Origin of the sequence: Rhodococcus sp. 077-4, from assembly GCF_047782425.1 — a bacterium.
Classification (GTDB): domain Bacteria; phylum Actinomycetota; class Actinomycetes; order Mycobacteriales; family Mycobacteriaceae; genus Rhodococcoides.
Window position 1 is genome coordinate 83456 of record NZ_JAJPWC010000003.1, and the last position, 17975, is coordinate 101430.

The window sequence follows — 17975 nt, forward strand, 5'->3', positions numbered from 1 at the left end:
CTACTCGCCCGCGAGGCGTTCGGTGCGGGAGTTCAGGGCCTTGACGAACACATCCGGAATGTCTCGCGGATCCTCCGCGACATAGCTGGTTCCGCCGGTTGCGGCCGAGATCTGCTGCAGCGCAACCGGATCTGCGTCGCCGGTGACACCGACCGTGATGATCACGATGGGGCGCACCGGATCCTGTTCCTTCTGCAGCGTCCCGATCAGCTGGTCGAGGGTAATGCTGCCCGCGTCTTCGTTGGCTCCGTCGGTGAGGATGATGACACTGTTGACGTAGTTGGGGTCGTACCCCTCCTTCACCCGCCGAAATGCTGCCAACGTGGTGTCGTAGAGCCCGGTTCCGCCGCCGACCAGGGCAGGCAAACCGCGCACGGCGTCGAGAATGGCCTGCCGCTGCGGCTTGCCGTCGAAAGTGCCGTCCGCCCTGCCCATCGGAACGAGCTCCCGATAGTCCTGCTGCCCACCACCGAGACCGATCGAGAAGGCCCACAGACCCATCTGAGTCTGATCGCTGAACAGAGAGTTGGCGCCGAGCGAGGCATCGACGGTCAACGCCATGCGCGTGGAATCGCCCGACTTCGCAGCCATCGAACCCGACACATCCTCGACGACGAGAGTACGAAGCGGCAGCGCGAGGACGGCCCAATCTCGAAGCGTCGTCTCGATGGACAGCGGATTCTTGATCTCGAGCGACGCGACGGACCCGACGCCTCGGCCGTCGGGAAGTGGTGTGCCACTCGATGTTCGGAAGCCTGCTGCGATCAGGGTGTCGGTGGCCGACGCGGTTGCCAGAACCGAGGCCAGTGCCGTGCCTGCCGCCTTGACGCGGTCGTAGTCCGGCCCGGCCGGCGCGGTCACGGCCAGCGGATAGTTGAGGAAGTAGCTGCCCGTCGGTGGAACCGACTGTGCGAGAGCCGATCCCGAATTGTCGGCCTCGTACGCGAGTACGGCCTGCTCGGTCGCGACACTGGTGCCACCGTCGGCGGCGACCTGGGCCACCAGATCCGGGGTGTCGTGCGGGGTATCGGCGATCCGTCCGAAGTCCTGCGCCATGGGAACCAGTGCCGCCGACACTGCTTTGGCGTCGGAGATCGCCACCTCGGATTCGGACAGCGCACCGAGGATCGCGGCATTCGAAGCGCTGCTGGTCAGTGGGTCGCCGATGCGCTGACCGGGAAGTTGCAGCACGCTGAGCCAGGTATCGGTGACCGGCACGGCGTCGGACTTCGACACCAGGACCGGCAGCGTGTTCGCGACGGAGGTCTTGGCCAGCTCCGGTAGCGCACCGGTCGAGCGGAGGGTCTTGAGCAGCCACAACGTCGAATCCGGGATCCACAGTTCCGGCCGATTTTCGTCGGTGCCTGCGATTTCGGTGGCGGTGTCGGTGGGGCGTTCGGCGCGGACCTCGAAGTTCACGCAACCGCGGTCGACCTCGCCGGCCTGCGCGACTATCTGCTGGACCGGCTCGGCAATGGAGGTGTCCACCGCGAGCGAGACGGTGTCGACGGAATCGCACGAATCCGCGCCGGAAGCGCGCACGGCCTGCACACCGAACCAACCGCCGACCACCACGACGAGGGCCACCAAGGCAACCACCGACCAGAGCACGGCCGACCCTGACCTGGGCGTACTGCCGCTGTGGCGACCCGACATCGCTGCATCCCCTTGCTCGACCCCACCGCCACACTCATAGGACGAGTGTGACCGAACGCGCCTTCACAAGTGACGCGACGCACAGCATAGTAGCCCCCTCAGCGACCGGAGCGGCTTCGGAGTGCGTTGACGAACACGTTGGGAATCTCGGCGGGATTTCGTGCGACGAAGCTGGTACCACCGGTAGCGGCGGAAATCTGTTGCAGTACACCGGCATCGGCGTCGTCGGTGATTCCGATGGTGACGATGACGACCGGCTCGGACGGGTCCTGCTCGGCGCGCAGAGTCGAGAGCAACTCGTCGAGCGAGATGCTGTCGGGATCCTCGTTGGTGCCGTCGGTGAGGATGATGACGCTGTTGACGGCATCGGGGTCGTAACCCTGCTGGACGGTGCGGAACGCTGCCAACGTGGTGTCGTACAACCCCGTACCGCCACCGACCAGCGATGGCAGGGTTCGGGTCTGCTGCAGCAGCACCTCACGCTGCGTGGTGTTGTCGACTTTCTCGTCCATTTTCCGGATCGGGGCCAGCTCACGGTAATCCTGAGTGCCGCCGCCGAGCCCGATGGAGAAGGCCCACAGGCCCATCGACGCGTTGTCGGGAAACAGGCGGTTACCGGTTTCGCTGGCCTGCACCGTCATCGCGATGCGGGTGTTCGCACCCGCGCTGTAGTTCATCGATCCGGAGACGTCCTCCATCACCAGCGCCCGTGACGGCAGGGCCAACACCTGGTACTGCCGCAGCGTCGACTCCGCGGCCTGCTGGTCGGCAATCGCCAGGCTCGCCACGTCACCGACACCGCGACCGGCGTCGAGGGGTGCAGTGTCCGCTCCGCGGAACCCGGCGTCGGTCAACGCTTGTTGCCCCTGTGCAGATTCGATGGCCGTGGCCAACGCCGTCCCGACGGACTTCGCACTCTCGTGTCGATCACCTGCCGGCTCGGTCACCGCCAACGGAAAGTTCAAGAAGATGCTGCCCGTGGGCGGTACCGTCGCACCGAGCTCGACGCCCTTGTCCCGCTGGTACGCCAGGAAGGTCTGCTCGGACACCACTGCGACGCCGCCGTCGGCGACGAGGTCGTCGAGGCGTACGTCCGGGTCTGACTCCCCGCGCGTGGCGGCCTGCGCCTGGGCGATGGGAACGAGTGCCGTCGACACGGAGTCCAGGGTCTTCTCGTCCGACCCGGCCTCGGCCACCGCGCCCAGGATTGCCGCGTCGGAGACTGTGTTGGCCAACGGATTTCCGATACGCAGACCTTCGAGCTTCAACGCGGTGAGCCAGGTGTCGAAGAAGGGCACCTCGTCCTTGCGGGCAGCGAGCACCGCCGGGCTGGCGGCCACCGACTGACTCGCCATATCGATCAACGACGCGGTGGACCGCACCGTCTTGCCGATCCACAGCGACGAATCCGGTATCCAGAGCGAGGGCACGTCGTCACCTTTGGCCACGGCGGCCGAGACCTGACCGGACTCGGCGGCCGTGACTTCGATACTGGCGCAACCCAACTCATCGGCCGAGGTGTTGTCGACCACTTGCTGCAGAACCGGTGCGATCGCAGGATCCGCGGCCAGCGAGTACGACGCGGGATCGCTGCATTCGGACCCGAGGACGTTCTGAGCGATGAACACACCACCGCCGACCACGAGCAGGACCGCAACTGCGACAACGCCGTACTTGGCGAATCCTCTACTGCTCGAGGTGGACGACGGGGCGCTGTGTCTACCGGGCATGACGCGCTCCTACTTCATCGGTCGTTCCACAGGCTCCACTTCTGCCCGGTCAGGCGTAAATCTTGACGAACGTCTTCAGAGAGTTCTCGATGTCGCCCTTGAGAGCGCGTGCGACGCCGGAGCCGATCGGACCGAACAGGGGCGCACCACCGAGATTGACATCGATGGTGATCTCGGAACCCTCGCCCTTGGACTTCACGCTCAGGTTCAGGCCGATCTTGACGCCACCCTTGCCGTTGCCCTTCAGTTCGAGCTTCTTGGGCGGGTCGTACGCCTCGATCTTCCAGGACACCCGGTTGCGCATGCCCTTCACACTCGCGATGGAGTCCAACGTGGTGCCGACGGCCAACTGCTCGGGCAGCTCACCTCGCCACGCTTCGTGGATGGAAAGCCACTGCTCGTATCCGGACAGATCGGACGCGTGCGCCCACGTCTGCTCGGGGGTCAATGGGACGTCGAGGGAAACCTTCAGCTTGGCCACAGCAGGGATCGTAGTGCGCTACGCGCAGTGGTGCGGCACGGCACCTGTGGTCACTCCGCAGGCTCCGCTCCGGATCGCCCCCAAGGCACTCAACCGCACCACTGCCGCAGGCACTTCTAGTGAGCGCTTGCCTTCTCCGCACCGATGCCGGTGAGGGAGCGAACCTCCATCTCGGCCTGCTTGTCGGTGCTCTCGGTGTCCTTCGAGATCAATGTTCCGACGATGCCGAGGACGAATGCCAGCGGGATCGAGACGATGCCCGGGTTGGAGAGCGGGAACCACGCGAAGTCCGCGTTCGGCAGCATGGCCGTCTTCGATCCGGAGACGGCCGGAGAGAAGATGATCAGCACGATCGTCGAGATCAGGCCGCCGTACATGCTGAACAGTGCGCCGGTGGTGGTGAATCGACGCCAGAACAGCGAGTACAGGATGGTCGGCAGGTTGGCGGCCGCCGCGACGGCGAACGCGAGTGCCACCAGGAACGCGATGTTCTGGCCGTTGGCGAGGATGCCGAGGCCGATGGCCAGCACGCCGATGACGACGGCGGTGATGCGCGAGACCTGAACCTGCTTCTTGTCGTCGACCTGACCCTTCTTTATGACGCTCGCGTAGATGTCGTGAGCGAACGACGCCGAGGCGGTGATCGTCAGGCCTGCGACGACGGCGAGGATCGTCGCGAAGGCGACCGCCGAGATGATGCCGAGCAGGATCACGCCGCCGAGCTCGAAGGCCAGCAGCGGAGCTGCGGAGTTCTGACCACCGGCCGAGGCCAGGATGCGGTCGGGTCCGACGATTGCTGCAGCTCCGTAGCCGAGAACCAGCGTGAACAGGTAGAACGCACCGATGAGCGCGATGGCCCACACGACACTGCGGCGAGCTTCCTTGGCCGTGGGCACCGTATAGAAGCGCATCAACACGTGCGGCAGACCGGCCGTGCCGAGGACGAGTGCGAGACCGAGCGAGAGGAAGTTGATCTTCGAGGTGGCGCTGCCGCCGTACTGGGCACCGGGCTCGATGACGTCGCGGGCATTCACTGCCGGATCGACCGATCCGGCGACCATGGATTGTGCGCTGCCGAGCAGCTCGGAGAAGTTGAGACCGAACTTGGCGAGGACGAGGACGGTCATGAACGCTGCACCGGCGATGAGCAGTACGGCCTTGATGATCTGCACCCAGGTGGTGCCCTTCATACCGCCGATCAACACGTACGCGATCATCAGCACGCCGACGATGGCGATGACGATGGACTGTCCGGTGCGGTCGGAGATGTCGAGCAGCAGTGCGACGAGTCCGCCTGCACCCGCCATCTGCGCGAGCAGGTAGAACAGCGAGACCGTCAGGGTGGAGAGTGCCGCGGCGGTACGAACCGGCCCCTGCTTGAGCCGGAAGCTCAGCACATCCGCCATCGTGAACTTGCCGGTGTTCCTGAGCAATTCGGCGACAAGCAGCAGTGCGACGAGCCAGGCGACGAGGAAGCCGATGGAGTAGAGGAAGCCGTCGTAGCCGTAGACGGCGATGGCGCCGGCGATGCCGAGAAAGCTTGCCGCCGAAAGGTAGTCGCCGGCGATGGCGACGCCGTTCTGCGGTCCGGAGAAGCCGCCACCCGCGGTGAAGAACTCCGCGGAGGTCGCGTTCTTCTTGGAGGCGCGAATGACGACGAACATGGTGATCAGGACGAACGCGCCGAAGATCGCGATGTTGACGAGTGGTTCGCCGACGGTGGTGTCGGCAGCCTGGGCCAGAATGTTCACGGCGGGAGTCGAGCCTGCGGAATGACCGATCATCAGTTTTTCGCTCCCTGGGAGGCTTCCATCTCGGCGCGCAGGGCTGCGGCGCGAGGATCGAGTTCACGGTTGGCGAACTTCACGTAGATGCCGGTGATGGCGAACGTGGTGACGAACTGGCCGAGACCGAGCAGCAGCCCGACGTTGATGTTGCCCCACACCTTGGTGGACATGAAGTCGACGGCGTAGGTGCTCAGCAGCACGTAGAGGACGTACCAGACCAGAAAGAACCCGGCCATCGGGAACACGAAGCTACGCAGGCGACGGCGGAGTTCCTGGAACTCCGGACTGGCCTGCATGTCGACGAACGCTTGCGCGTCCGGTGGCGAATTGGTTTCCGGTGCGGTCACCTTGAACTCCTGTAGTCGATGTGAGCTGTAGCTGACTCGAAACAGTAGTGAGAGTCAGATCACAACATCAGGAGGTGGCCTCGATCACACGTTGGGCTGCGTGAGTGTGCGACGAGCGGTAGCGCAGGCCCGACGAGCGGGGGGCCCGGGAGTGGAGCCTGCGGAATGACCCAGTCGGTCGGGAGTGGAGTGGAGCCTGCGGGATGACCCAGGTGTCTCAGAGTTCGCGCTCGCGATCTTTGCCCATGTCGAGGCCTTCGGGTAGGTGCAGTCGCGCGAAGATGCGGGAGATGTCCGACGGCACCGTTTTTCGGGTGGCGAGGCTGACGGCGATCATCGATGCGAAGGCGACGGGGACGCTCACGGCGGCGGGGTACCCGAGGATTGCTGCGGCCCAACCACCGAGGGTGGCGTCGGAGATGGGGGTGACGACGGAGATCGACGCGGCCACGAGGGAGATTCCGCCGCCGAGGAGCAGTCCGGTTGCCGCTCCCGCTGCGGTGAGTCCGCGCCACCAGATGCCGAGTACGAGCAGTGGGCAGAGGGTGGATGCGGCGACGGCGAAGACGAGTCCGACGGTGCGCGAGAGATCAAGTGAGACAACGCCGATCGACAGCGCCAGCGGCACGGCTCCGGCGAGGATGGCGGCGACGCGGAAGTCGCGGACCTTGCCCGAGAGGACGTCGGTGCTCAGCACCCCCGCGATGCTGACCAGTAGACCGGAGGAGGTCGACAGGAAGGCAGCGATGGCGCCTGCGGCCACCAGTGCGGCGAGCAACTGGCCCGGTATTCCGGACAACACGGAGCCGGGTAGCAGCAGCACCGCGGCGTCGGATGCTCCGGTGATCAGGAGTTGCGGCACGTACAACCGGGCGAAGACGCCGAGCACCGTCGGGAACAGATAGAACATGCCGAGCAGGGCCAGGACGGTGAGAGAGGTCAGTCGCGCGGCTCGCCCGTCCGGGTTGGTGTAGAACCGCACCAGCACGTGTGGCAGGCCGAGCGTTCCGAGGAACGTGGCCAGAATCAGCGAATACACCTGATAGAGCGGATGTTGCCCGCCCAGTCCCCCGCCGGGCATCGCCCACGCTCGGTCGGTGGTCGGTGCGCCCGCGACGACGGGAACGGGAGAGCCTGCATCGAGGGTGAGCAATGTGCCCGAGCCCAGCCGGTGTTCGCCCGCGTCGAGGCTCACTCGTCCGTCCACGCTCTGCTCGTCCAGGGTCCCCGTCACGGACACCACGATCGGCGAATCGACCTGCACGAGAACGTCGGTGGTGATGTCGACTGTCGTCTGCTCGGTGACGGTAGGCGGGGCCGGGCTGCCGACATCACGGTCGTCGGCGAAGAAATGCACGGTCAGCACCAGTGCCGGGATGGCGATCGCGGTGAGCTTGAGCCAGTACTGGAACGCTTGGACGAAGGTGATGGAGCGCATGCCGCCGCCGACGACGTTCGCGATGACGATCAGGCCAACGGCCAGGGCACCGACCCAGCCGGGAACTCCGAGCAGGATGTTCAGGGTCAGGCCTGCGCCCTGGAACTGCGGCACCAGATACAGCGCGCAGATGACCACCACCACCAGCATCGCCACGGTCCGCAACCATGGTGCGCCGAGACGGAATTCGACGAAATCGGGCACCGTGTACGCGCCGCTTCTGCGGAGCGGTGCCGCGACGAACAGCAGCAGACCGAGGTAGCCCGCGGTGAAGCCGACGGGGTACCACAGCGCGTCGGCTCCGTACTTCGCGATGAGTCCGGCCACCCCGAGAAACGATGCAGCAGAAAGATATTCACCCGAAATTGCGGCGGCGTTCCAGCGCGGCCCGACGGTTCGCGAGGCCACAAGGAAGTCGGAGGTGGTGCGCGCCAACCTAACCCCGTAGACGCCTATGCCCACGGTGGCCACCGCCGCTACGAGCAGCGCGATCACCGTCGCTATCGGAATGGGCCCGTTCACGTCCGATGCCTAGTCCTCGACCAAGCCGACGAACTCGGTCTCGTTGCGCTCGGCTCGGCGCACGTACGCCCAGCCCACCGCGAACAGCAACGGGTAGATCGCCACGCCCAACACCAACCAGGGCAGACCGATGCCGAACGGCGCGACGTCGGTGAAGCGAGCAAGGAGTATGCCCAGCAACGGAATTGCGAACAGGATCGACAGCGTCATCACCGCCAGGCGTACCGACAGGAGGAGCTGCGCGCGGATCAGGCCACGGACCAGGGCGTCGCCGACCTCGGTTTGCTCCTGTACTTCGACGCGGGTGCGCACCATCCGTGCGCCGCGACGTTGCGAGAGCACCACCCGTTGCCGTTGCGGCTGGCTCATCTTCTCACCGAGAGGACCACGACTGCAGCGGTCCACGCACCAGTCTGTCCTTGAGCTCCCTGGTGTGTCTGCGACTCACCGGCAGTTCGCAGGCAGCAAGATTTCCACTGGCCCGCAGGCACACCACCAGACCCGAACCGACGCTGCGGATACCCGTGACCAGACGTAGCGAGACCAGGTAGGAGCGGTGCACGCGCAGGAATCCGGCGTCGGCCCAGCGACTTTCGAGAGCCGAGATGGGGATGCGCACGAGATGAGAGCCGGTACCGGTGTGCAGTCGCGCGTAGTCACCGTCGGCTTCCACCCATGCGACCGACGACCGGTGCACCAGCGTGGTGGTGCCGCCGAGCTCGACTGGGATCACCTCGTCGGCCGAGGTGTCCGCGGACTCGGCGGGCCGCCGACGCGCGAGCAGGACGCGGCGCACTGCCTCGGCCAATCGGTCGTCGCGCAACGGTTTGAGGAGGTAGTCCACTGCGCCGAGGTCGAAGGCGGCCAGCGCCCGATCGTCGTGGGCGGTGACGAACACGACGGCAGGTGGCCGCGCGAACGCCGACAGGATTCCGGCGAGCTCGAGGCCGTCGAGCCCTGGCATGTTGATGTCGAGGAACACGGCGTCGACAACGGATTGCCCTGTGGTCTGCTTGAGTTGGCGTAATGCCGTGGTCGCGTCCTGTGCGGTGTAGACCTCGGCGACGGCCTCCTGCTGCCGCAGCAGGAAGGCCAGTTCGTCCAGGGCCGGCCGCTCGTCGTCGACGGCCAGAACGACCAATCCGCGTCCGGCAGGCTGTGTCATGCCCGCACTCCCGGCCTGAATTTGGGCACGCGCATGCTCACTTTGGTGCCTGCGCCCGGTGCGGTGTCCACTACGAGACCGTAGTCGTTTCCGAAGGCTGCCCGCAGCCGATCGTCCACGTTGGCCAATCCCACGTGAGCTGCGTCCTCGGTGTGCAGGCTGCCCGAGCGCAGCACCTCGGGAGCCATTCCCACTCCGTCGTCCTCGATGCTGATGACGGCGTCGGTGCCCTCGTCGGCGGCGATGATCGTCACTCGGCCGCCGTCGGCCTTACCGGACAGGCCGTGCCGGACGGCGTTCTCGACCAGCGGCTGCAGCGCGAGGAAGGGCAGTGCGACGCCCAACACCTCGGGTGCGACCTGCAACGTGACCTGCAGAGAATCGCCGAAGCGGGCCCGCTCGAGCGTGAGGTACCGGTCGATGTTGCGTAGCTCGTCCGCGAGCACCGTGAATTCCCCCGCGTTCCGAAAGGAGTATCGAGTGAAATCTGCGAACTCGAGCACCAGTTCCCGCGCCCGATCCGGGTCGGTACGGACGAACGACGCGATCGTGCCGAGCGCGTTGTAGATGAAGTGCGGGCTGATCTGCGCGCGCAGTGCCCGCACCTCGGCGCGGTCCAGCCGAGCACGGGAGGCGTCGAGTTCGGCGAGTTCGATCTGCCCGCAGGCGTAGCGCGCGACCTCCGCGATGGCACCGAGCATGCCCGGTCCCGGCTCGGCCACCACGGCGGCACCCAGCACCCCAACGACCGGGGACTCGTCGACGACCAGCGGCTGCACCACCAGCGCCTTGACCTCGTGAATCGAACCCAGCGGCAGACGCACCAGGACGCGCCGCTGCCCGTCCACCGCCCGCTTCGCCGCCTCGACGAAGGCCGGTGTCAGCTCCTCCCACGGCCCGTCCCAGGCCAGCAACGAACCGTCGGGATCGCAGATTCCCAACGCGTCGGCCCCGGTCAGCACCCGCAGGTGGGGCGCAGCAGTCGTTGCCGATCGAGCGTCGAGACCGTCCCGCAACGGCTTGGCCGCCAGCGAGGCGGTGTGCAGGGTGGCGTGGACGGCTCGTTCCTCGGGCGTGGTCAGATCGCGTCGGCCACGCAGACTGATGACGGCGATCACCGTGACGATCAGGGCCACGATCACCGCCATCCAAGCCAGTGCCCCCGTCATCGCGTGCAGGTGGTCGAGGTCGGCACGTTCAGAAAGCGTTCGACGAGCCAATCGACCCCGATGCCGTTGGCCGCCAGGTCGGCATGGCCCTGCGCCGGCTCCGAGCGAAGCTCGACGTCATCGCCCAGTCCGCACGCCTTCGCGACCGCAGCCCGCGTCCACCGAGGGTCGATGAGATCGTCGCGTTCACCGACGTGGACGAACAGCGGCACCGAGGTACGACGCGTCGGCAACGCCACCGACTCGAGCCAGCGCGTCATCCGATCGGCCGCCTCCTTGCCGGCCGGGACGGCGTCGGCCGGATCGAGGACGGCTCCGGCGTCGGCCTTGGAGAAGCCCAGTAGATCGCTGCACGCGGTGAGTGCGGTGACGTTGTCGGCGAACGTGCCGCGAATGTAGTCCTCGCGCTGAGCGGCCGGATCCGCAGAATGCAGACCCTCGTAGAGAAACGGCACCAGCAGCGCACGCGCCATGGTCTGCTCGGTCTCGGGCGCGAAGAACCGCGTCATGTCGGCCACGGGCGAGAGGGCAGCGGCACCCACCAGCTGCAGACCGTCACCGTAGTCGCCACTGCGCTCGGCTGCGGCCCACACCGCTTGTCCCCCTTGGGAAGTCCCTATTGCGCCCCACCTGGTGCCGACATCGGGGACCACGTTGCGGGCCGCACGGACCGCGTCGATGACGTCGTACGCTGCGGCGTCGCGATCGAGGTAGGCGGGATCTCCCGGCGTGCCGAGACCCTGGTAATCCGTCACCACGACCACTGTGCCGCGTTCGAGGAAGGGCGTCACCAAACCGATGGTGCCCAACAGATTCGGATAGAGCGAGGGCGCGCACTCGTCGGTGACGCCGGTGGTGCCGTGCCCGACGGAGACGATCGGCCAACCACCCGGCGGCGCAGAACCTTTGGGCACGAACACCGTTCCCGATGTCACGGCAGCGCCTCCGGTGAGCCCGTCGGTGGTGCGGTAGACGATCTTCGTGGCCGTTCCGCCGAGGTAGGCGACACCGATGTCGACCTGACCGAGCAGCATCGACGAGACGATCTCTCCGCGCTCGGAGCCCTGGGGAGCGGAGCCCTCGGGAGCCGGGACCGCTGCTGGTGCGGGTGTGGATTCGCCGGGCGCAGCCGCGGGCGCGCACGCGGTGACGGCGCACACCAGTGCCGCGGCCGCCAGCCCGATCGACTTCACTGTCTCTGCGCTCCTAGGCTGCGTTCGTTCACGTCGCGCGTCGCTCGATACGAGCCTCCGCCGCGATCTCCTCCACGTCCAAACCATTCAACACTGCCCGCAGCGCCTCGTCGTCCAACTCCCCCGAGTCGCGGGCCGCGATCAGCGCCGCACGCTGCGCCACCAGGACGTTGTGCCGAAGCGAATCGAACAGCGCCCCTGCCGCTGCAATTCGCTTCTCGCGGTCCTCGGTCTCGTCGGCATCCAATCGAGCGCGCACCGAGCGACGGACGCGCTCGATGACCTCGGTGACCCGCTCCGCCTCCACTCCCGCGATTCCCTCCTTCGCCGCGCGTTCGAGGTAGTTCTCGGCTGCGGTGCGGGCGATGGACTGCGAGAGCAACCGCTGATTGTCGTTGCGCTGCTGCTCGAGTGGATCGGCCACGTCGAGTCGGCGGATCAACAGCGGCAGCGTCAGACCCTGCAGCAGCAACGTGCCGACCGCGACGACGAAGGCCACGGCCTGAATCACCGCGCGCCCGGGGAATTCGTCGCCGACCACCGTGGTCAGCGGTACACCGGCCGCCGCTGCCAGCGTCACCACCCCGCGCATGCCCGCCCACGACAGCACCAGGTTCTGCTGCCATGTCAAGGCGAACTCGTTGCTCGATTTTCGGCGAAAGAGCCTGCGAATCAACAGGTTTCTTCCGGAATTGACGAATATCCAAGCCGGCCGCACCGCTACTACCACAACGAGAACCAGCAGGGCGTACGCGAACACGTGATGGACCGGCAAGCCCTCACGCTGAACCTCGGAGACGACGAACTTCAGCTGTAAACCCATGTAGGCGAACACGAATGCTTCGAGCAGGAGATCGAGCGTCGGCCAGACCTGTCGTTCCTGAACCCGGGTGGAGACCGAGACGTCGGCGGTGACGCGACCCAACACGAAACCCGCGGTGACGACGGCCAGAACGCCGGAGGCGTGCAACTCCTCGGCCGCCAGGTACGCGGTGAACGGCAGCACCAGGCCGAGCACGGTTTCGAGCGCCGAATCCTCGATCCGATTGCGGACGAACCGCACGATACGAGCCAGCACCAATCCCACCAGCACGCCGCCCACGATCTCGTACAGGAAGAACAACACCGGTGAGCCCAGCTCGATCCGACGGCCCGTCACCGACGCCACGGCCAGTGTGAACAGGGTCAGCGCCGCCGCGTCGTTCACCAGGGACTCGCCGGTGAGAATGGCCATCATCCTGGCAGGCAACCCGAGCTTGCGTCCGACCGCGGTCGCGGACACCGCGTCGGGTGGGGCGACGACGGCACCGAGCACCAGAGCCGCGCCGAGAGTCAGCTCCGGGATCAGCACGTTGGCGAACCAGCCGACGACCAGCGTCGTCACGATCACCATGACCAGCCCGAGGCGGAGAATCTGGCCGAGGTTCCGCCGGAAACTGACGAACGAGAAATTCAGCGCAGCCGAGTACAGCAGCGGCGGAAGGACCACGCCCAGGATCAACTGGGGCGAGAGGCTCACGTGCGGAACACCGGGGACGAACGACGCAACGGATCCGACGGTGACCAGAACGAGCGGGACCTGCAGATCGATGCGCCTGGCGAAACCCGCGACCGCGATCGCGAAGATGACTACGAGAAGAAGAATCGGTCCGTCCACCCCGACGATTGTGCCGTCAGCCGCGCCCTACGGCACGACCGACGGCCGCTGAACCGACCGATACGCCCTACTTGTCCGGAATGGCCTTCTTGGCGGCTTCCTGAACCTTGTCGATCTTGTCGGAGTACTTGCCGCCGGTCTTGTTGTCGATGAAGTCCCCCGCCTTCTCCACGACGTCGTCGATCTTGTCCGAGTTCTCGGCCGCAAGGTCCTTGCCCTTGTCGACCATGCCCTTCAGATTGTCTGCGAAGCCCATGACTTACTCCTGGTGTCTGGAAAACGGAACACCGGCAAGCCTACGGATTGTTCTGCCGATTGCGCAGCACCGTGCCGATTCTGCTGGCCACCTCGACGAGCGCGATACCGATGCCGCCGATGACGAGCGCACTGGTGGTGGCCCCGACGTTCGTCGGATCGAGCTTGAAGAAGGTGCGGCAGAACGGGATTGCGAACAGCAGCAGGTAGCCGCCCACCGACCCGCCGAGCAGCAGAATCTTCCACCAGTTGTAGGGCCGAGCGACGACGGCCAACACCCACAGCGCGATCATGATGAGGGTGATCAGCGCGGTGGTGCTGGCCTGCGTCACCTGGGTCTCGGTGGCGTTCGGGCCGGCGTAGACCAGGAGATAGGAGATGAATGTGCACGAGCCGACGATCAAGCCGGACGGGACGGCCAGTCGCATCACTCGCGAGACGAATCCACTGCGGGCCCGCTCGTTGTTGGGCGCAAGCGAGAGGACGAACGCGGGGATGCCGATGGTGAACCACGCCGCGATCGTCACGTGCCGCGGCAGGAACGGATACGGAATCGGCTCGAAGTCGAAGACCTGCGATGCCACACCCGAGAGCCCGATGAGAAACGCCAGTAGCACCGAATACACCGTCTTGGTGAGGAACAGGTTGGAGACGCGTTCGATGTTGCCGATGACGCGTCGCCCCTCCCCCACGACATAGGGCAGCGTGGCGAACTTGTTGTCCAACAACACGATCTGCGCGACGGCTCGCGTGGCGGCGCTTCCCGAGCCCATCGAGACTCCGATATCGGCGTCCTTGAGCGCGAGCACGTCGTTGACGCCGTCCCCGGTCATCGCCACCGTGTGGCCACGAGACTGCAACGCGCCCACCATCGCCCGCTTCTGATCCGGCCGGACGCGACCGAACGTGGTGGAATCCGCCAGCGCGTCGGCCAGTTGCTCGGAGTCCTCGGGCAACTCTCGCGCGTCGATCGGAGAGTTGCCGCCGGGCAGTCCGAGCGATCCGGCGACCGCGCCGACCGAGACGGCGTTGTCGCCGGAGATGACCTTGACCTGCACGTGCTGACTTGCGAAGTAGTCCAACGTGTCTCGGGCGTCCTCGCGCACCTTCTGCTCGAGCATCACCAGCGCTCGCGGGGTCACGTCGCCGGGCGCGCCGGCGTCGTCGACCGAGCGGTCCGAGCTGGCGAGCAACAGCACTCGCAGTCCGCGTGAGCCCGCCTCTTCGGCACGACGGGCGATGTCGGAGGAGGCGTCGAGCAACACGTCCGGCGCACCGAGCAGCCAGTGCCCGTGCTCGCCGTACGACTGTCCGCTCCACTTCTTGGCCGAGGAGAACGGGGCGACCGCCGTCTGCGACCAGCCCGGCGCATCGGGGTACGCCTCGCCGACGGCCTGCACACTCGTGTTGGGTCGCGGATCGTCGTGTGCCAGTGACGCCAATGCCCCTGTCACAGAATCGGAATCGGACTCGTCGATCAGCACCAATTCCGACAGGCGCATACCGTTCTCGGTGAGGGTGCCGGTCTTGTCCGCACACACCACGTCGACGCGGGCGAGCCCTTCTATCGCGGGCAGCTCCTGCACCAGGCACTGCCGTTGACCGAGCCGGATGACGCCCACCGCGAAGGCGATGGACGTCATCAGCACCAGGCCCTCGGGGACCATCGGGACGAGCGCGGCGACCATGCCGTTGAGTGCGGGCCCCAAAGCCTGCCCGCTGGAGAACAATTGGTTGTAGATGATCAGCGCACCGGCCGGAATCATCAGGTACGTGATGAACTTCAGAATGTTGTCGATACCGCTGCGCAGTTCGGACTTGACCAGGGTGAACTTGCTGGCCTCCTCGGCGAGCTTGGCTGCGTATGCGTCGCGGCCGACTTTCGTTGCGCGGTACGCCCCACTGCCCGAGACGACGAAGCTGCCCGAAAGCACTTGCGAGGCTTCGAGTTTGTGCACCGTGTCGGCCTCACCGGTGAGCAACGACTCGTCGATCTCGAGACTCGCGGTCTCGATGACTTCCCCGTCGACCACGATCTGATCACCGGGGCCGAGTTCGATGATGTCGCCGAGGACGACCTCGTCGGGCGGGATCTGTTTCGCGGTGCCGTCGCGTCGCACCTGGGGTTTGTTCTGACCGACGATGGCCAGGCGGTCGAGCGTGCGCTTGGCACGAACCTCCTGGACGATGCCGATGCCGCTGTTCGCAACGATCAGCAATCCGAACATGCCGTCGATCACCGAGCCGGTGGAGAGCACGATGATGAGCAGCACACCGAGAATGGCGTTGATGCGGGTGAACACGTTGCCGCGGACGATGTCGCGAACGGAGCGAGATGCTCGGGCAGGAACGTCGTTGGATTTTCCCTCGGCCCTGAGTCTGGCGACATCCGCCTCGGTCAGCCCGGTGTCACGCTGCGCATCGGCGTCGATAGACATGGGTGCAGCTTAGCCTGGATGTTTCTGTCCGAAATGGGAGGAATTGTGCAACCAAATGTCCTGCAGTGGATCATCAGTCGAACGTCGATACACCAACCGGAGAATTCTGTTGCGATCTCGATCGGAAGGTCTCTGGCCAGAGAACTGTTGCTGTTGCACACGATTTGACTGATCTCGGGTCGCTGGAGCGGTGCTTGCCGATGCGGTGGCCGCCCGAAATTTGCACACCGCGCGGTATGCTTCGCCTTACTCGGTCATTCCGCCGTCGAAGTAACCGTCTTTCGGTGTCGGGCGGAGTCAGCGCCGTAGTAGTACCAACTGAGAGGTCGACTGCATGTCGAATCAGTGGTTGTTGACTCTGGTTGTACCCGAGTCGACTCCAGCCATCGTGGCAGTAGGCGGATCGCCCAGGAACTCTGTTCCCATTGGGGTGTTTTTGCGGTCTCGTAGCGACAGTCGCGCCGCACTCGCGGCGATCTCGGTGTGCATCGCGACTGCGCTACCGGCGGTCGAGCCCATCTCGACACGGCGGGTCGTGCGCGCCGAGCCTGTTTGTGCAAGTGGCGGATTCGTGTGCGCGGTCTGGTTTCGGGTCACGGCACCCAATGATGTGGACAACCCGCCGCTCTCGTGGTCCTTCGAGTGGAACATGACTATGGGAGTAGCGCATATACCCGACGAGGCACCGGCGATCGATGGCAAACTTGCTTGTGTGGCCGAAGTGATGTCGACCCTCGATTTCGGTGAACTAGCTGCCGAAGTCTTGACGATGCTCGTTGCGGCCGAGCCGGATGCGTGTCTGGCTGTCGACGCCCGGCAATTGTGGTCGGACGACACACGGCACCACGTTCGTATCTTTGCGCGCGTCTTCTTGAACGAGGTGGGGGAGCGGGTCGTCGGTGGGGTCGCCTACGACTGTGGGTTGGTGGACGAGGAGCTAGTGGGACCTGGCACTGTCGGTGATGTTGTCGCGAGTTCGGTTGCTCCCCCTCGTACTTGGACGGCAATCGTGGACTTGTCGACACTCGAAACGTTGCATTGGCACGGGCCTTCTCCTGACTCGATCGCGTGGAAGTTCGATGGAGCCGACTCGCGACCACGCGTGCATCCGGACGACGATGCAACCGTTGAAGCTCTGGCCTCCGCGACCCGTAAGAACAGTGCAGAGCACGCGTCTGCGGCGGTTCGATTCCGTCACCCCGACGGCGGTTACGCCCGGCATACGGTGACATGTCGACCCATTGTTCTCGAGCAGCGCACCGGCGGTCTCCCGAAGTTGGCGCTGGTGACATTGACCGACGCCCGCCAGGCGAAAAAACCCGGCCAGGGGTAGCCGTCTCGCGCGTTCTGCCCTAATGTTCCTGTTGGTAGGTAAGCACACAGTCAAGTGCTTGCAAACCCGCCGGCTTTCCTTGTTCCTCTCGGGTTGGCCGCCACAACTACAAGGGACTGACGACACGGCGAGCAGCCGGAAATGGTCACTCCTGATTCTCGATGTCTCTGCCGCACGGGCGTGCCTATGCGTGCTGCCGTTTCGGGTTGCATGCGCGAAGCCTGGGCGTCCGACATCTCGCACCGGCCAATAGTTTTCACGAGAGGACACACAGATGAGCCGTACGTTGATCAAGAACCAGTACCTGACGAGGTCCCTGATTGCGGCGTCGATGATTGCCGCTACCTCCTTCGGCGGTGCCGCAGTGGCCCTGGCGCAACCGGCCCCTCCTGCGGCGACGTCGAGCGTCGAAGAGTTCGTTCCGGTCAGCGAGGGCGACGTCGCGGCATTGAACGCATCGCTCACCGAGCAGGGACGCAATCCGCTCCCGGCTGGAACAGCGGGTTTCCAAATCTCGGATGACGCGACCGTCACGATTGTCGACTCCACCGGCCAGGTCCTCGACCGACAGCCGACGTCGACGGCTCCGCAGGCACGCGGGGTCACCGATGAGATCAAACGCGTCGTCGGCGCATGCATCGGCATCGACTTCTTCGGCGCGGTGGGTGCCTGGGAAGCGATCGAGTCGCAGGTCGATTCCTGGGACAAGGCAGCGAAGTTCGTACTGCGTAGAGTGGGACTGATCGCAGCAATCTCTTGCGGCGGAGGCATTTTCGCCGAGTACCTGCTCTAGAAACTCTGAAG

At 65.5% G+C, this 17975-nt stretch carries 15 protein-coding genes and 1 pseudogene; 3 read left to right on the top strand and 13 right to left on the bottom strand.

Annotated elements, in window-relative coordinates; all coding sequences use genetic code 11:
* The 13 genes from ACNEOT_RS16655 to ACNEOT_RS16715 all read right to left on the bottom strand — a co-directional run bounded on the left by ACNEOT_RS16655 (window position 1) and on the right by ACNEOT_RS16715 (window position 15838).
* Complete coding sequence (locus ACNEOT_RS16655; RefSeq protein WP_415975330.1) at window positions 1-1611, bottom strand: VWA domain-containing protein; 1611 nt, start codon at window positions 1609-1611, stop codon at window positions 1-3.
* 143 nt (window positions 1612-1754) lie between these two features.
* On the bottom strand, window positions 1755-3386 hold the full coding sequence (locus ACNEOT_RS16660; protein WP_415975331.1) for a substrate-binding domain-containing protein: 1632 nt from the start codon (window positions 3384-3386) through the stop codon (window positions 1755-1757).
* A gap of 49 nt (window positions 3387-3435) precedes the next feature.
* Entirely contained in the window at window positions 3436-3867 is a 432-nt protein-coding gene (locus ACNEOT_RS16665; RefSeq protein ID WP_415975332.1) for an SRPBCC family protein, read from the bottom strand.
* Window positions 3868-3983: 116 nt separating this feature from the next.
* The gene (locus tag ACNEOT_RS16670; protein WP_415975334.1) at window positions 3984-5651 is read right to left on the bottom strand and encodes a cation acetate symporter; all 1668 of its coding nucleotides are present in this window, start codon (window positions 5649-5651) and stop codon (window positions 3984-3986) included.
* The gene (locus ACNEOT_RS16675) at window positions 5651-5950 is read right to left on the bottom strand and encodes a DUF485 domain-containing protein (RefSeq protein WP_415976329.1); all 300 of its coding nucleotides are present in this window, start codon (window positions 5948-5950) and stop codon (window positions 5651-5653) included. The genes ACNEOT_RS16670 and ACNEOT_RS16675 overlap by 1 nt, the downstream gene beginning before the upstream one ends.
* A gap of 268 nt (window positions 5951-6218) precedes the next feature.
* A complete protein-coding gene (locus ACNEOT_RS16680) occupies window positions 6219-7961 on the bottom strand; it encodes a cation acetate symporter (RefSeq protein WP_415975336.1) in 1743 nt (580 codons plus the stop codon).
* 9 nt (window positions 7962-7970) lie between these two features.
* Complete coding sequence (locus ACNEOT_RS16685) at window positions 7971-8330, bottom strand: hypothetical protein (RefSeq protein WP_415975337.1); 360 nt, start codon at window positions 8328-8330, stop codon at window positions 7971-7973.
* A 4-nt stretch (window positions 8331-8334) separates the two neighbouring features.
* Complete coding sequence (locus ACNEOT_RS16690; protein WP_415975338.1) at window positions 8335-9126, bottom strand: LytR/AlgR family response regulator transcription factor; 792 nt, start codon at window positions 9124-9126, stop codon at window positions 8335-8337.
* Window positions 9123-10295, bottom strand: coding sequence for a sensor histidine kinase (locus ACNEOT_RS16695; RefSeq protein WP_415975340.1), 1173 nt, complete (start codon window positions 10293-10295; stop codon window positions 9123-9125). Before ACNEOT_RS16695 ends, ACNEOT_RS16690 begins: the two co-directional genes overlap by 4 nt.
* Window positions 10292-11488, bottom strand: coding sequence for a lipase family protein (locus ACNEOT_RS16700; protein WP_415975342.1), 1197 nt, complete (start codon window positions 11486-11488; stop codon window positions 10292-10294). The genes ACNEOT_RS16695 and ACNEOT_RS16700 overlap by 4 nt, the downstream gene beginning before the upstream one ends.
* A gap of 28 nt (window positions 11489-11516) precedes the next feature.
* Window positions 11517-13145 (bottom strand): Na+/H+ antiporter, encoded by a 1629-nt coding sequence (locus tag ACNEOT_RS16705; RefSeq protein ID WP_415975343.1) that lies wholly within the window; start codon window positions 13143-13145, stop codon window positions 11517-11519.
* A gap of 67 nt (window positions 13146-13212) precedes the next feature.
* Window positions 13213-13401: an antitoxin gene (locus ACNEOT_RS16710; RefSeq protein ID WP_314143229.1), complete on the bottom strand. Its 189-nt coding sequence runs from the start codon at window positions 13399-13401 to the stop codon at window positions 13213-13215.
* A 40-nt stretch (window positions 13402-13441) separates the two neighbouring features.
* Window positions 13442-15838, bottom strand: coding sequence for an HAD-IC family P-type ATPase (locus ACNEOT_RS16715; RefSeq protein ID WP_415975344.1), 2397 nt, complete (start codon window positions 15836-15838; stop codon window positions 13442-13444).
* Window positions 15839-16172: 334 nt separating this feature from the next.
* Here ACNEOT_RS16715 and ACNEOT_RS16720 point away from each other — a divergent pair.
* From ACNEOT_RS16720 to ACNEOT_RS16730, 3 genes and pseudogenes are all read left to right on the top strand, one after another.
* Window positions 16173-16436: pseudogene (locus ACNEOT_RS16720) on the top strand (GAF domain-containing protein); the annotation flags it as partial.
* Between the two features lie 114 nt (window positions 16437-16550).
* Window positions 16551-17171 (top strand): hypothetical protein, encoded by a 621-nt coding sequence (locus ACNEOT_RS16725; RefSeq protein WP_415976330.1) that lies wholly within the window; start codon window positions 16551-16553, stop codon window positions 17169-17171.
* 274 nt (window positions 17172-17445) lie between these two features.
* Window positions 17446-17964: a hypothetical protein gene (locus ACNEOT_RS16730; RefSeq protein WP_415975346.1), complete on the top strand. Its 519-nt coding sequence runs from the start codon at window positions 17446-17448 to the stop codon at window positions 17962-17964.
* The last annotated feature ends 11 nt before the right edge of the window (window positions 17965-17975 follow it).